At 61.1% G+C, this 12,467-nt stretch carries 14 protein-coding genes; 12 read left to right on the plus strand and 2 right to left on the minus strand.

Annotation, left to right across the window (positions count from 1 at the left end; all coding sequences use genetic code 11):
- Nucleotides 1–74 precede the first annotated feature (74 nt).
- Nucleotides 75–1,016, minus strand: coding sequence for a tRNA dihydrouridine synthase (locus tag ACPF7Z_RS05850; RefSeq protein ID WP_425192295.1), 942 nt, complete (start codon nt 1,014–1,016; stop codon nt 75–77).
- 163 nt (nt 1,017–1,179) lie between these two features.
- Here ACPF7Z_RS05850 and ACPF7Z_RS05855 point away from each other — a divergent pair, with 163 nt between their 5' ends.
- From ACPF7Z_RS05855 to ACPF7Z_RS05865, 3 genes are all read left to right on the plus strand, one after another.
- A complete protein-coding gene (locus ACPF7Z_RS05855) occupies nt 1,180–1,440 on the plus strand; it encodes an OadG family protein (RefSeq protein ID WP_425192247.1) in 261 nt (86 codons plus the stop codon).
- Between the two features lie 74 nt (nt 1,441–1,514).
- Nucleotides 1,515–3,341 (plus strand): sodium-extruding oxaloacetate decarboxylase subunit alpha, encoded by a 1,827-nt coding sequence (oadA, locus tag ACPF7Z_RS05860; RefSeq protein ID WP_425192248.1) that lies wholly within the window; start codon nt 1,515–1,517, stop codon nt 3,339–3,341.
- Nucleotides 3,342–3,354: 13 nt separating this feature from the next.
- Nucleotides 3,355–4,677, plus strand: coding sequence for a sodium ion-translocating decarboxylase subunit beta (locus tag ACPF7Z_RS05865; RefSeq protein ID WP_425192250.1), 1,323 nt, complete (start codon nt 3,355–3,357; stop codon nt 4,675–4,677).
- Nucleotides 4,678–4,728: 51 nt separating this feature from the next.
- Here the strand turns inward: ACPF7Z_RS05865 and ACPF7Z_RS05870 are convergent, their stop codons facing one another.
- A complete protein-coding gene (locus ACPF7Z_RS05870) occupies nt 4,729–5,343 on the minus strand; it encodes an IMPACT family protein (protein ID WP_425192251.1) in 615 nt (204 codons plus the stop codon).
- 117 nt (nt 5,344–5,460) lie between these two features.
- Here ACPF7Z_RS05870 and ccmA point away from each other — a divergent pair, with 117 nt between their 5' ends.
- Genes ccmA through ccmI form a run of 9 tightly spaced genes read left to right on the plus strand, consistent with a single transcriptional unit; the run spans nt 5,461 to nt 12,467 of the window.
- Nucleotides 5,461–6,108 (plus strand): cytochrome c biogenesis heme-transporting ATPase CcmA, encoded by a 648-nt coding sequence (gene ccmA, locus ACPF7Z_RS05875; protein ID WP_425192252.1) that lies wholly within the window; start codon nt 5,461–5,463, stop codon nt 6,106–6,108.
- The gene (gene ccmB, locus ACPF7Z_RS05880; protein WP_425192253.1) at nt 6,109–6,807 is read left to right on the plus strand and encodes a heme exporter protein CcmB; all 699 of its coding nucleotides are present in this window, start codon (nt 6,109–6,111) and stop codon (nt 6,805–6,807) included.
- A 12-nt stretch (nt 6,808–6,819) separates the two neighbouring features.
- A complete protein-coding gene (locus ACPF7Z_RS05885; protein ID WP_425192254.1) occupies nt 6,820–7,569 on the plus strand; it encodes a heme ABC transporter permease in 750 nt (249 codons plus the stop codon).
- A gap of 2 nt (nt 7,570–7,571) precedes the next feature.
- Nucleotides 7,572–7,778, plus strand: a complete 207-nt coding sequence (ccmD, locus tag ACPF7Z_RS05890) for a heme exporter protein CcmD (RefSeq protein WP_425192256.1) — start codon at nt 7,572–7,574, stop codon at nt 7,776–7,778.
- A complete protein-coding gene (ccmE, locus tag ACPF7Z_RS05895) occupies nt 7,762–8,205 on the plus strand; it encodes a cytochrome c maturation protein CcmE (protein WP_425192257.1) in 444 nt (147 codons plus the stop codon). Before ccmD ends, ccmE begins: the two co-directional genes overlap by 17 nt.
- A gap of 26 nt (nt 8,206–8,231) precedes the next feature.
- Nucleotides 8,232–10,235 carry a heme lyase CcmF/NrfE family subunit gene (locus ACPF7Z_RS05900; protein WP_425192258.1) on the plus strand — a complete coding sequence of 668 codons (2,004 nt, stop codon included), beginning with the start codon at nt 8,232–8,234 and terminating at the stop codon, nt 10,233–10,235.
- A complete protein-coding gene (locus ACPF7Z_RS05905; RefSeq protein ID WP_425192260.1) occupies nt 10,232–10,765 on the plus strand; it encodes a DsbE family thiol:disulfide interchange protein in 534 nt (177 codons plus the stop codon). The genes ACPF7Z_RS05900 and ACPF7Z_RS05905 overlap by 4 nt, the downstream gene beginning before the upstream one ends.
- Complete coding sequence (locus ACPF7Z_RS05910) at nt 10,750–11,223, plus strand: cytochrome c-type biogenesis protein (protein ID WP_425192261.1); 474 nt, start codon at nt 10,750–10,752, stop codon at nt 11,221–11,223. The genes ACPF7Z_RS05905 and ACPF7Z_RS05910 overlap by 16 nt, the downstream gene beginning before the upstream one ends.
- On the plus strand, nt 11,220–12,467 hold the full coding sequence (gene ccmI, locus ACPF7Z_RS05915) for a c-type cytochrome biogenesis protein CcmI (RefSeq protein WP_425192262.1): 1,248 nt from the start codon (nt 11,220–11,222) through the stop codon (nt 12,465–12,467). Before ACPF7Z_RS05910 ends, ccmI begins: the two co-directional genes overlap by 4 nt.

Below are 12,467 nucleotides of genomic sequence, written 5' to 3' on the forward strand. Positions count from 1 at the left end.
TGACGCCCGTCTCCGTGAGGAGGCGGGCGTTTGCTTTGTATGGCTATTTTTTTAGCCGCTCTCCATCATGGCTATCATGCGGCCAGATAGGCTTTCTCTAGGCCCTCAAGAAAAGAATCCAGCTGTGTCTCGCGGCGCAACGCCGCGAAACGAGAGCACGCCTGCTCATCCCGGGCACGCATATGATTCAACCATTGTTTAAGTAGTGAAACCACCACGCGCTCGGGTAGTGTGGTACGCTGCAATGCAGCATAATGGGTCAGGATAGTCGCGCGGACATTCCAGGAGGTGGCGGGAAGGCATTCTCCGGTGCGTTGCCAGTGGCGGATACGGGCCGGCAAGTCCGGATCGGCGAGTACACCGCGACCGATCATGACATCGTCGCAACCGGAAAGACTGCGTGCTCGCCAATAGTCGCCAAGGGTCCAGATATCGCCATTTGCAATTACCGGGATGCTTACGCAATGGCGAACATTAGCGATCCATTCCCAATGAGCGGGTGGCCGGTACCCCTCATTTCGCGTCCGGGCGTGCACGACAAGTTGCTGGGCGCCTCCGGCTTCGGCTGCTTGGGCACAGGCGCGAGCCAAGCGTCGATCGGCAAATCCCAGTCGCAGCTTGGCGGTAACGGGTACGACGCCCTCGACGGCCCGTGCCACGGCCTCGACGGCGGACTGGACTCGCGACGGGTCACGCAAGAGAGAGGCACCTCCATCGTGGCGATTGACGGTCTTGGCTGGACAGCCGAAATTGAGGTCTATCCCGGTGGCACCCAGCTTCAACGCTTGGCGAGCATTGGCCGCGAGGGCATCGGGATCGGAGCCGAGCAGCTGTAAATGGACCGGTGTGCCATGAGGCGTGGTCACCTGGGATGACAGCAATTCGGGGCAGTGCTTGTGAAATACCCGCGGCGGCAAGCGTGTATCGACCACACGCACAAACTCCGTCACTGCCCAGTCGATACCTCCCCGGGCGGTAAGCAGGTCGCGTGTCACGGCGTCGATAACGCCTTCCATGGGCGCTAGGCCGATGCGTCCTTTATGTAGTAAGTTAACCACGTAAATTCCACGGTAAAGTGATCGTAAACGCTCGAAAATCAGGCAACTCAGTATATCAGTCGCGTCCAGCTCGACGTGACCGCTACTCGAGTTCGCTCTCGAAAAAGCAGGGGAGTTCCGCATGGACAATGCATCGCTGATGCAGGAAGGCCTGAGCCTGATGGCATTCGGCATGGGATTCGTGTTCGTCTTTCTGACCGTGCTGGTGATGGCCACGACCTTGATGTCGCGGCTGGTGATACGTTTCGCGTCGGTCTCAGTGCAAGAAGAGCCGTCGCGCCCATCCACGTCCCCCAGCCGAGCCGACGCTGACTTGGATGATAACGTGATAGTCGCAATCAGTGCCGCGGTACATCGCTATCGACAGCGTCATCACCACTGAGCGCCCAGGAGCTGGATCGCGTCTGACGACGCTGGAGCATATTTTAGGGATCAACAGAAAGGTTCTTCTTTGCCATGACTGATACTCGACGCCCGCTGGGCATTACTGACGTGGTGTTGCGTGATGCACATCAGTCGCTGTTCGCGACACGCATGCGTCTGGACGACATGCTCCCGATCGCCGAAAAGCTGGATCGTGTGGGATTCTGGTCGGTGGAATCCTGGGGTGGTGCGACCTTCGATGCCTGCATCCGCTATCTGGGTGAGGACCCCTGGGCGCGCATCCGGGCCCTCAAGGAGGCCATGCCCAATACCCGCCAGCAGATGCTGCTGCGCGCCCAGAATCTGCTCGGCTATCGACACTATGCCGACGACGTGGTAGACGCCTTCGTCGAGCGCGCCCGCACCAACGGTGTCGATGTCTTTCGTGTCTTCGACGCGATGAACGATCCGCGCAATTTCGAACGCCCGCTCAAGGCGGTGATCGACAACGACGGTCATGCTCAGGGGGCGATCTCCTATACCGTGAGTCCGGTACATACCCTGGAGGGCTGGGTCGACCTGGCCAGGCGTCTGGAGGACATGGGGGCGCATTCCGTGATGATCAAGGACATGGCGGGGCTGCTCACGCCATACACGGCCTATGATCTGGTGTCGCGACTCAAGACGAGCCTATCGATTCCAATTCACATGCAGTGCCACGCTACCACCGGCCTTTCCACCGCGACCATTCTCAAAGCGGTCGAGGCGGGCATTGATAACGTCGATACGGCGATCTCCTCGATGTCGATGACCTACGGCCACAGCCCTACCGAGTCCGTCGTGGCGATCATGAAGGAAACCGAGCGCGACACGGGCCTGGACCTGGCGCTGCTAGAGGACATCGCCGCCTATTTCCGCGAGGTGCGCAAGAAGTACGCCGCCTTCGAGGGCTCCCTCAAGGGCATCGACTCCCGCATTCTGCTGGCTCAGGTGCCGGGGGGCATGCTCACCAACATGGAAGGGCAGCTCAAGGAGCAGGGCGCCGGCGACAAGCTCGACGATGTGCTCGCCGAAATCCCCCGGGTGCGCGAAGACCTCGGCTTCATTCCGCTGGTCACCCCGACTTCGCAGATCGTCGGCACCCAGGCGGTGATGAACGTGATGATGGGTGAGCGTTACAAGTCGATCTCCAAGGAAGTACAGGCGCTGCTCAAGGGCGAGTACGGCGCCGCGCCGGCCCCGTTCAACGAGGAGCTTCAACAGCGCGTGCTGGAAGGTGGTGAACCGATCACCTGTCGCCCGGCGGACAATCTCGAACCCGAGATGGACAGGCTTCGTGACGAGCTGCGCAACAAGGCCAAGGAAGAGGATATTCGCCTGGAGGAGGGCGAGAGGGAAATCGATGACGTCCTGACCTATGCGCTGTTCCCGCAGATCGGGCTCAAGTTTCTCAAGCATCGCGACGATCCGGATGCCTTCGAGCCGGCACCTCAGGCCCCGAATGGCCAGACCACTGGCGACAACGGCGACGAGGCGCCTAGCAAGCCCGTCAAGGCGCAGTCGAGTGGGCCCGAAACCTACACCGTCAGCGTCAACGGCAAGCAATACGTGGTCGAGGTCGCCGAGGGGGGCGATATCGGCCAGGTCAAGGCCTCAGAAGAGAATGATGGCACATCGCCGGCTAAGGACGAGGCACCGACGGCGGGCAGTGGCGCCAGCATTGCTGCGCCCTTGGCCGGTAATATCTTCAAGATCAACGTCAGCCCCGGCGACAGTGTCAATGAGGGCGACGTGGTGATCATTCTTGAGGCCATGAAGATGGAAACCGAGGTGCGTGCCAGTGAAGCCGGCACGGTTTCCGAGATCAAGGTCAAGGAGGGCGACAGTGTCTCCGTGGGCGATACGCTGATCGTGCTTTAAGGGATATTTCCGCATGGACAAGCTACTCAGTCTCTGGCAGGGCTCGGGGCTCTATAATCTGACCCTGGGCCAGGCGGTGATGATTGCCATCGGTCTGCTGCTGCTCTACCTGGCGATCAACAAGAAGTTCGAGCCATTGCTGCTGGTGCCGATCGGCTTCGGTGGCATTCTTGCCAACATCCCGGAAGCCGGCCTGGCACTATCGGCGGCGGAACAGGCGGCCCACCTGGCAAAGCCGATGGTGCTTGAGCAGCTATCGGCGGCGCTTGATCTGGGACGCGATGCGTCGATGGATGTCGACGCCTGGCGGCAGGCGATCGCCGATGCCCTGCACGGCGACATCTCTCCGGCGCTAGTGCGTTCGGCCAATGACACGGCGATGGATGCCGGCTTCAACCATGGCATGCTGTATCAGTTCTACAGCGTGGCCATTGCCTCGGGCATCGCGCCCCTGGTGATCTTCATGGGGGTCGGAGCGATGACCGACTTCGGCCCGCTGCTGGCCAATCCGCGCACCCTGTTCCTGGGCGCTGCGGCGCAGTTCGGCATCTTCGCCACGCTACTCGGCGCGGTCGGCTTCACGGCGCTGGGCTGGATGGACTTCTCCCTCAAACAGGCGGCGGCCATCGGCATTATCGGTGGGGCCGATGGGCCGACCTCGATCTATGTATCGAGCCTGTTGGCTCCGGAGCTGCTCGGCGCAATCGCGGTGGCGTCCTATTCCTACATGGCGCTGGTCCCTTTGATTCAGCCACCGATCATGCGCGCTCTGACCACCTCAAAGGAGCGTCAGATCGTCATGACCCAGTTGCGCCCAGTTTCCAAGGTGGAAAAGATCCTCTTCCCGTTGGTGCTGCTGATCCTGGTGGTGCTGTTTCTGCCGGATGCCGCGCCGCTGCTGGGCATGTTCTGCTTCGGCAACCTGATGCGCGAGTGCGGCGTGGTGGAGCGCCTGTCCGATACCTCCCAGAACGCACTGATCAACACCGTTACCATTTTTCTGGGGTTGTCGGTGGGTTCAAAGCTGATCGCCGATCGTTTCTTGTCCGTGGAAACCCTGGGGATTCTCGGGCTGGGCATCGTCGCCTTCGCCATCGGCACCGCCTGCGGCATCCTCATGGCCAAGCTGATGAACCTGGTCAGTAAGATGCCGATCAATCCCTTGATCGGCTCCGCCGGGGTGTCGGCGGTGCCCATGGCGGCGCGGGTGTCGAACAAGGTGGGGCTTGACTACAATCCTCATAACTTCCTGCTGATGCATGCCATGGGGCCGAATGTGGCGGGGGTGATCGGGTCGGCAGTAGCGGCCGGCGTCATGATCAAGTATTTGGGATGAAAAGTCGCTCGTGACGACCGCGAGAGGCTGAGAGGCTTTGAAAAAATTCTGTCAGTCGAGTAGGGCGATGTTTCCTTTGAGCCGGGCTTCGAGCGGAGCAAGGTCGATCGCGGTGTCGCTGGGCCAGCCGACGGTGAGTGTCACGCCGTCGCCATCGTAGTCCACACTCTCGATGGGGATTGCCTGCCCGGCGAGCCAGCTCCTGGCTTCGGCTTCGCCGGCGAAGCCGATCTTGAGGAGCCGCGTGCTGCGCTCGACGAAGTCGGTGCAAGGCAGCGTTTCCAGCGCTTTCTGGACCGCCTGGGAGTAGGCGCGAGCCAGACCGCCGGTACCCAGTTTGGTGCCGCCGAAGTAGCGGGTTACCACGCAACCGATCTGGCCGAGTCCGGCACCCTCCAATACCTGAAACATCGGCCGTCCGGCGGTGCCGCCCGGCTCGCCGTCATCGGAAAAGCCGATGGCGGTCTGTTCACCGGGCGGCCCGGCGATGAAGGCGCTGCAATGGTGACTGGCATCCGAGTAGGTGGCGCGAGCCTGAGCGAGCAGCGCCTCGAAGCGGGCGACATTGGGCGCATGGTTAATCCAGGCGATGAAACGGCTGCGCTCGACCTCGATCTCGGCGACATGAATGTTCGCCTCGGTGAGCTGGGGAATTGGATAGCGCATTGGACATACTCCAGAAGTGCTCGATGATACTGCGACGCGCTGACGCAATCTCGTGGCTGGCCGCAAAATGGCTTTCCCTGTAAAGTGCCCCGTTGATTATAGGCAGTGGGAGTGCGAGTGACATTTCGTCTTGAGGCACGCGGATTGACCTGCGAACGCGATGATCGGCGCTTGTTTCAGGCGCTCGATCTGGACGTAGGGCCTGGCGAGGTGCTGCGTGTCGAGGGTCCCAACGGCAGTGGCAAGACAACCCTGCTAAAGATCCTGTCGGGCCAGCTCACGGATTATGGTGGCGAACTGTACTGGTGCGGTCAGCCGATGCGCCGTGCCCGTACCGCCTTTCTCGCCAATCTCCTGTATCTAGGCCATTCGCCCGGCATCAAGTCGGCACTCACTCCGCTGGAAAATCTGGCCTGGTATCAAGCGCTTTGCGGCGAACGTGGCGGCGATGGCGAGCGCATGGCGGTACTGGCAGATGTCGGGCTCTACGGCTTCGAGGATGTGCCGGTGGCGCAGCTCTCCGCCGGGCAGCAGCGGCGAGTGGCGCTGGCACGCTTGATATTGACGCCGCGACCGCTGTGGGTGCTCGATGAGCCCTTTACTGCCATCGACAAGCAGGGTGTCGCCCGCCTCGAACAGCGTCTATTGGAACATGCTCGATCAGGGGGCAGCGTGATTCTGACCACCCATCACGAGTTGGTGCCGCTGGGGGAGTTACGTCGCGTCACCCTGGGGCAAGCGACACGAGACAACTCAGGAGAGTGAATGCACGTCGTTGAACCCAAAGCGGGGCTCGGGGTCGCAATAAGAGCGACTATCAGGCGGGACATGACCCTGGTGCTGCGTCGACGCAGCGAGGTGATCAACCCGCTGGTGTTCTTTGCGCTGGTCATCACGCTGTTCCCCTTGGGTATTTCGCCGGATCCTGATCTGTTGGCCGCAATCGCGCCGGGGCTTCTATGGGTGGCGGCGCTACTGGCCACCCAGTTGTCACTGGATACGTTGTTCCGGGGTGATTACGACGATGGCAGTCTCGAGCAGTTGCTGCTTTCACCCCAGCCCTTGCCGCTGCTGGTACTATCGAAGGTGCTGGTGCATTGGCTGCTGACCGGGCTGCCGCTGGCCTTGATGGCGCCGCTACTGGGACTAATGTTGGCATTACCGGGGCAAAGCTATGCGGTTCTGGCATTTTCACTTGCCCTGGGCAGTGCCAGCCTGAGTCTGATAGGCGCCATCGGGGCGGCATTGACGGTGGGGCTTTCGCGAGGTGGCGTGCTGCTGTCGCTGCTGGTATTGCCCTTATATATTCCCGTGCTGATCTTTGGGGCCGGCGCGGTACAAGTGGTGATTCTCGAGGGCAATGCCGCGCCGCATCTGGCGATTCTCGGCGCTCAGTTGTGCGTGGCGCTGATGCTCGCGCCTTGGGCCATTGCAGCGGCGCTGCGCATCAGTATCAACGGTTGAGGAAGTAACGGCATGTGGGCCTTCATACACAAGCTGGGTTCGCCCAAATGGTTCTACGCGATCAGTGCTAAACTCCAGCCCTGGTTCTGGTGGATGGCGATCCTGCTGCTGCTGCTGGGGAGTGTCTGGGGGCTCGTGTTCGCCCCGGCGGACTATCAGCAGGGCAACAGCTTTCGCATCATCTACGTGCATGTGCCGGCGGCCATTCTCGCCCAATCCTGCTTTGTCACCATGGCGGTAGCCGGCGTCATCTTTCTGGTCTGGAAGATCAAGATCGCCGACATGGCGGCATCGGTCATCGCTCCCTTTGGTGCGGCGATGACCTTCGTTGCCTTGTTTTCCGGTGCCGTCTGGGGCATGCCGACCTGGGGCACCTGGTGGGTATGGGACGCGCGTCTGACCTCGATGCTGATTCAGCTATTCCTGTATCTGGGGGTCATTGCGCTGCGGGGGGCCTTCGCCAGCCGGGACAGCGGCTCCCGGGCTGCCTCGGTGCTGGCGCTGGTGGGCGTAGTCAATATTCCGATCATCAAGTATTCCGTCGAGTGGTGGAATACCTTGCATCAGCCGGCCACCTTTACGCTGACCGAGCGCCCGGCGATGCCCGTCGAGATGTGGTTGCCGCTGTTGATCATGGTGCTGGGCTTCTATTGTTTCTTCATCGCCTTGACCTTGACCCGCACCCGTAATGAGATACTGCGTCGCGAATCCGCCAAACGCTGGGTGCGCGAGCTTGTCGCCGGCACCGGGAGGAGAGGATAATAATGGCCTTCGATTCGTTCCTGGAATTATTGGCCATGGAGGGACATGCGCCCTATGTGTGGTCCGCCTGGGGCGTGACTGCACTGCTGTTGATCGGCAGTGCTCTTTACGCGCGGGCAGAGCGCCGCCATCTGATTCGCGATCTTCAACGACGTCAACGCCGGGAACAGCATGCCGGCCGGGAGAACGCCCATGAACCCCAAGCGTAAACAGCGCCTGGTGATACTGCTCGGATTGGCCACCCTGGCGGCAATTGCCGTGGGGCTGACCCTCTATTCGCTGAGCAGCAATATCAACCTGTTCTTCAGCCCCGAGCAGATCGCCAAGGGTGAGGCACCACTGGAGCGTCAGATTCGTGCCGGCGGCATGGTCAAGGAGGGCAGTGTGCAGCGCGACAAGGAGAGCCTCGATGTCTCCTTCGTGGTGACCGACTACGAGAACGATCTGGAAGTATACTACAGCGGCATCCTGCCGGATCTGTTCCGCGAAGGTCAGGGCGTGGTCGTGGTCGGCAAGCTCGAGGAAGGCGGCATGCTGCGCGCTGGTCAGGTGTTGGCCAAGCATGACGAGAACTATATGCCACCGGAAGTGGCCGAAGCCATGCAAGGCAAAATGCCGACAGAAACGCTTGAATAGATCCGTTTACGGATCCTGGAGTCACCATGCTTAGCAAGATCATCCCCGAGCTCGGTCATTTCGCGCTGATTCTGGCGCTACTCATGGCCTTGATTCAGGCCGCGGTGCCACTAGCCGGCACGCTGACTCGCCGCCCGCTCTGGATGGCCTTTGCCAAGCCACTGGCCGGTGGACAGTTTCTGTTTTTGGCGATCGCGTATGTATGTCTGACCACGAGCTTTCTGCTCGACGATTTCAGTGTGGCTTATGTGGCCAACAACTCCAATTCAATGCTGCCCTGGTATTACAAGGCCACTGCCGTGTGGGGCAGTCATGAAGGCTCGGTGCTGCTGTGGAGTCTGATGCTGGGCGGCTGGGGTTTCGCGGTCAGCCAGTTTTCAAGCCAGTTGCCCCGGGACATGGTGGCGCGAGTATTGTCGGTGATGGGTATGGTCTGCGTCGGCTTCCTGCTGTTCGTGCTGATTACCTCCAACCCCTTCGAGCGCTTGCTGCCCAACATGCCGCAGGACGGCGCCGATCTCAATCCACTGCTTCAGGACTTCGGTCTGGTCATCCACCCACCCATGCTCTACATGGGGTATGTCGGTTTCTCGGTGGTCTTCGCCTTTGCCATCGCCGGCCTGATCGGCGGCCGTCTGGATGCGGCCTGGACTCGCTGGGCGCGGCCCTGGACCAACATCGCCTGGGCCTTTCTCACCGTGGGCATCGCCTTGGGCAGCTGGTGGGCCTATTACGAGCTTGGCTGGGGCGGCTGGTGGTTCTGGGACCCGGTGGAAAACGCCTCCTTGCTGCCCTGGCTGGCGGGCACCGCCTTGATTCATTCCCTGGCGGTGACGGAGAAGCGCGGCAGTTTCAAGAGCTGGACGGTACTGCTGGCCATTACCACCTTCTCGTTGTCCCTGCTGGGCACCTTCCTGGTGCGTTCCGGGGTGCTGACCTCGGTGCACGCCTTCGCCAACGATCCGGCCCGGGGCACCTTTATCCTGGTACTGCTTGGGCTGACGGTCGGACTTTCGTTGCTTGTCTTCGCGCTGCGCGCGCCACGGGTCAGCCATAGCGTCGGATTCACCTGGCTATCCCGGGATGCGCTGCTGCTGATCAACAACATTCTGTTGATTGTCATGACCGTGACCGTATTGCTGGGCACGGTCTACCCGTTGCTGCTCGATGCCCTGGGGCTGGGCAAGATCAGCGTCGGTCCGCCATATTTCAATGCGCTGTTCGTGCCCCTCACCGGGCTGCTGTGCGTTTTCATGGGGCTAGGACCTTCATCGCGCTGGAAGCAGATGAGTGGACGCGAGCTATTCAAGCGCCTGATGGGTGCCGGCATCGCGGCGCTGGTGATCGGCGTGATGACACCGCTGCTCTACGGCGGGGAGTGGAACCTGTGGGTATCGCTGGGACTGGTGATGGCGCTATGGATCGTTCTATCCTTGGGCCGCGATCTTTTCGACAAGCTGCGTAACGCCTCCTCCCTTGCTGTCGGCTTCAAACGCCTGTCACCGGCCTATTGGGGCATGGTGGTGGGGCATCTGGGGCTGGCGGTGACCATCATCGGCGTGACCATGGTGTCGAACTACAATATCGAGCGCAATATCCGCCTGAACGTAGGCGAAAGCGCCGAGATCGCCGGCTATACCTTCACCATGCAGGGGTTGCGGGAGCGCCGGGGACCCAACTACATCGCCGATACCGCCACCATCGATGTCAGCCGCGACGGTGAGCACCGCTTCACCATGCATCCGGAAAAACGTCTCTATCTGGCCCGGGGCATGCCGATGACCGACGTGGCGCTGCGCCCTGGTTTGCTGCGGGATCTCTATGTCGCCATGGGCGAGGATCTGGGCGACGGTTCCTGGGCGCTACGGGTTCAGTTCAAGCCGTTCGTGCGCTGGCTATGGCTGGGGGCGTTGCTCATGGCCATGGGCGGTATGCTGGCGGTGGTCGATAAGCGCTATCGGCGGGTAAAGCGTCGGGCGGAACAAACACGAACGGCGAATCAGGCAGGCTTCGAGGAGGCGCGAGCATGAAGCGCCGCTTGTTGTTGCTGATTCCGTTACTGCTGTTCATTGTGCTTGGCGTGTTTCTCTATCAGGGGCTGGCATTGAACCCTAGTGCGCGGGATTCGGCGCTGCTGGCCCGGGAGTTCCCGCCCTTTGAGCTTTCGACCCTGGAGGATTCCGAGAAGCAGGTCGATGAATCCCTGCTGAAGGGCGAGGTAACGCTGGTCAATGTGTGGGGTGAGTGGTGCCCGACCTGTAAGCAGGAGATGCCACAATTGCTGGCACTGGAAGAGCGCGGCATTCGCTTGGTGGGTGTCGATTACAAGGATACCCGGGCCAAGGGGCGTGAATTCCTCGAGGAGTTTGGCAATCCCTTCGAGGTCAATGTCTTCGACGCAGAGGGAACCTTGGGCTTCGATCTTGGCGTCTATGGCGCCCCGGAGACGTTTCTTGTCGATGCGGACGGTATCATCCGCTATCACCATACCGGGTACATCACACCCGAGGATGTCGAACAGACGATCGTGCCGGAGGTGGAAAAATGGCGTACCGATTGATCCAAGTCCTGGCGTTATTGCTTTGTCTATCGTGGACCGCCACGACCCTGGCCGCCATCGAAGTACGGGAGTTCGAAAACCCGGTCCTTAAGCAGCGCTACGAGTCTCTTAACGGTTCCCTACGTTGCCCCAAGTGTCAGAACCAGGCCATCGGTGATTCCGACTCCCCCATCGCCGGGGACATGCGCGAACGGGTCTACCAATTGCTGCGGGACGGTCGCTCCGATCGTGAGATCCAGGACTACATGATCGATCGCTTCGGCGACTACGTGCTCTACAATCCACGTTTGTCCGGCCGCACCTGGCTGTTATGGGGGCTTCCTGCCGGACTGGTCGTGCTCGGCGGTGTGATCATTGGTTTCATCGTGCGAGCGCGGCGGCGCTCCGCCAATCATGCGCTCAGTGCTGCCGAGCGGGAGCGTCTCAATGCGCTGGTCAATCGTGAGAGGGCTGAATGAATCTGCTGTGGATAGCGCTGGGGGTATTATTGCTCCCGGCATTATGGATACTCGCCTGGCCACTCAAGCGTGCCCGAGCGGTTCATGCGGCTCAGCACGCTTACGAGGCCGAAGAGAGTAACGACGCACAGAACGTGGCGGTTTATCAGCGCCGACTGGCGTCCCTGGAGCAGGCTCATTCCCGGGGCGAGATAGATGCCAAGCGCTTCGAGGAAAGTCGCCTGGAACTCGATCGCAGTCTGCTCGAGGACACCGAAGCGCAGCGTCGTTCACCGCTCAAGACCGCCACGGCTGGGCGTTGGATGGTGTTGTTGGCAATGATCGCGGTGGTGGTCATCAGTCTGCTGTGGTATCAGCAGGAGGGAGCTCAGGATGATCTGGCCCTTTATGCCATTCAGCGCGACGTGATGAGCGCCCCGGATGGCTCGGTGAAGATGCTGATCGAGCGCCTGGAGACCCAGATCGATCAGCAACCGGACAATCCCAAACTGTGGGTGGCGCTGTTTCCGCTCTATCGTGACAGCGGTCAGTTCGATGAGGCAATCGATGCCCTCGAGCGACTCATCGTGTTGGAAGGACGGCGTGTCGAGTTGCTGGCGCAGCTGACGCAAATGAAATTCTTCGCCGCCGATCGAACGCTGACCGATGAGGTCCAGAACCTGGCCGATGAAGTACTTGCCAAGGACCCACGTCAGCCGACGGTGCTTGGCTTGCTGGGCATCGAAGCCTTCGAGCACGGTCGTTACGAGCAGGCCATCGCCCATTGGCGCAAGGCCATCGCCGGTTTCGATGACGAGGAAGCGGCACAGGTACTGCGCAACGGTATCGCCATCGCCCAGCAGCGCCTGGGCATCACGCCGGAGCGCGCAAGTGCCGCGACTAGCGCCGGAGAGGGGCCATCGCTTGCGGTCAAGGTCAGCCTTGACGATGCGCTCAAGGATCAAGCCGCACCGGGGGATACGGTGTTCGTGGTGGCGCGGGATAGCGCCGGTGAACTGCCACCCTTGGCGCTGGAGCGCGCCACGGTCGCTGACCTGCCCCTTGAAGTCACCCTCGACGACAGCGATGCCATGGCCCCCAGCGCGCGCCTTTCCCAGGTCGATGAGGTGCAGCTGACGGTGCGTGTTTCAGCCTCGGGGCAGGCTATGCCGCAACCGGGGGATCTGGCCGGTCAGGCAGGGCCCATCCAACTGGATGGCCAGAATGAGACGGTCGACATCCTCATTGATCGGGTCGTAGATTGA

The organism is Halomonas sp. GXIMD04776 (assembly GCF_049808615.1).
Taxonomy (GTDB): domain Bacteria; phylum Pseudomonadota; class Gammaproteobacteria; order Pseudomonadales; family Halomonadaceae; genus Modicisalibacter.

Excerpts from the sequence above, each read along its gene's own strand:
- ACPF7Z_RS05850 (WP_425192295.1), bottom strand. The coding sequence starts at position 1,016 with ATGGAAGGCGTTATCGACGCCGTGACACGCGACCTGCTTACCGCCCGG.
- ACPF7Z_RS05855 (WP_425192247.1), top strand. The coding sequence starts at position 1,180 with ATGGACAATGCATCGCTGATGCAGGAAGGCCTGAGCCTGATGGCATTC.
- oadA (WP_425192248.1), top strand. The coding sequence starts at position 1,515 with ATGACTGATACTCGACGCCCGCTGGGCATTACTGACGTGGTGTTGCGT.
- ACPF7Z_RS05865 (WP_425192250.1), top strand. The coding sequence starts at position 3,355 with ATGGACAAGCTACTCAGTCTCTGGCAGGGCTCGGGGCTCTATAATCTG.
- ACPF7Z_RS05870 (WP_425192251.1), bottom strand. The coding sequence starts at position 5,343 with ATGCGCTATCCAATTCCCCAGCTCACCGAGGCGAACATTCATGTCGCC.
- ccmB (WP_425192253.1), top strand. The coding sequence starts at position 6,109 with ATGCACGTCGTTGAACCCAAAGCGGGGCTCGGGGTCGCAATAAGAGCG.
- ACPF7Z_RS05885 (WP_425192254.1), top strand. The coding sequence starts at position 6,820 with ATGTGGGCCTTCATACACAAGCTGGGTTCGCCCAAATGGTTCTACGCG.
- ccmD (WP_425192256.1), top strand. The coding sequence starts at position 7,572 with ATGGCCTTCGATTCGTTCCTGGAATTATTGGCCATGGAGGGACATGCG.
- ccmE (WP_425192257.1), top strand. The coding sequence starts at position 7,762 with ATGAACCCCAAGCGTAAACAGCGCCTGGTGATACTGCTCGGATTGGCC.
- ACPF7Z_RS05900 (WP_425192258.1), top strand. The coding sequence starts at position 8,232 with ATGCTTAGCAAGATCATCCCCGAGCTCGGTCATTTCGCGCTGATTCTG.
- ACPF7Z_RS05905 (WP_425192260.1), top strand. The coding sequence starts at position 10,232 with ATGAAGCGCCGCTTGTTGTTGCTGATTCCGTTACTGCTGTTCATTGTG.
- ACPF7Z_RS05910 (WP_425192261.1), top strand. The coding sequence starts at position 10,750 with ATGGCGTACCGATTGATCCAAGTCCTGGCGTTATTGCTTTGTCTATCG.
- ccmI (WP_425192262.1), top strand. The coding sequence starts at position 11,220 with ATGAATCTGCTGTGGATAGCGCTGGGGGTATTATTGCTCCCGGCATTA.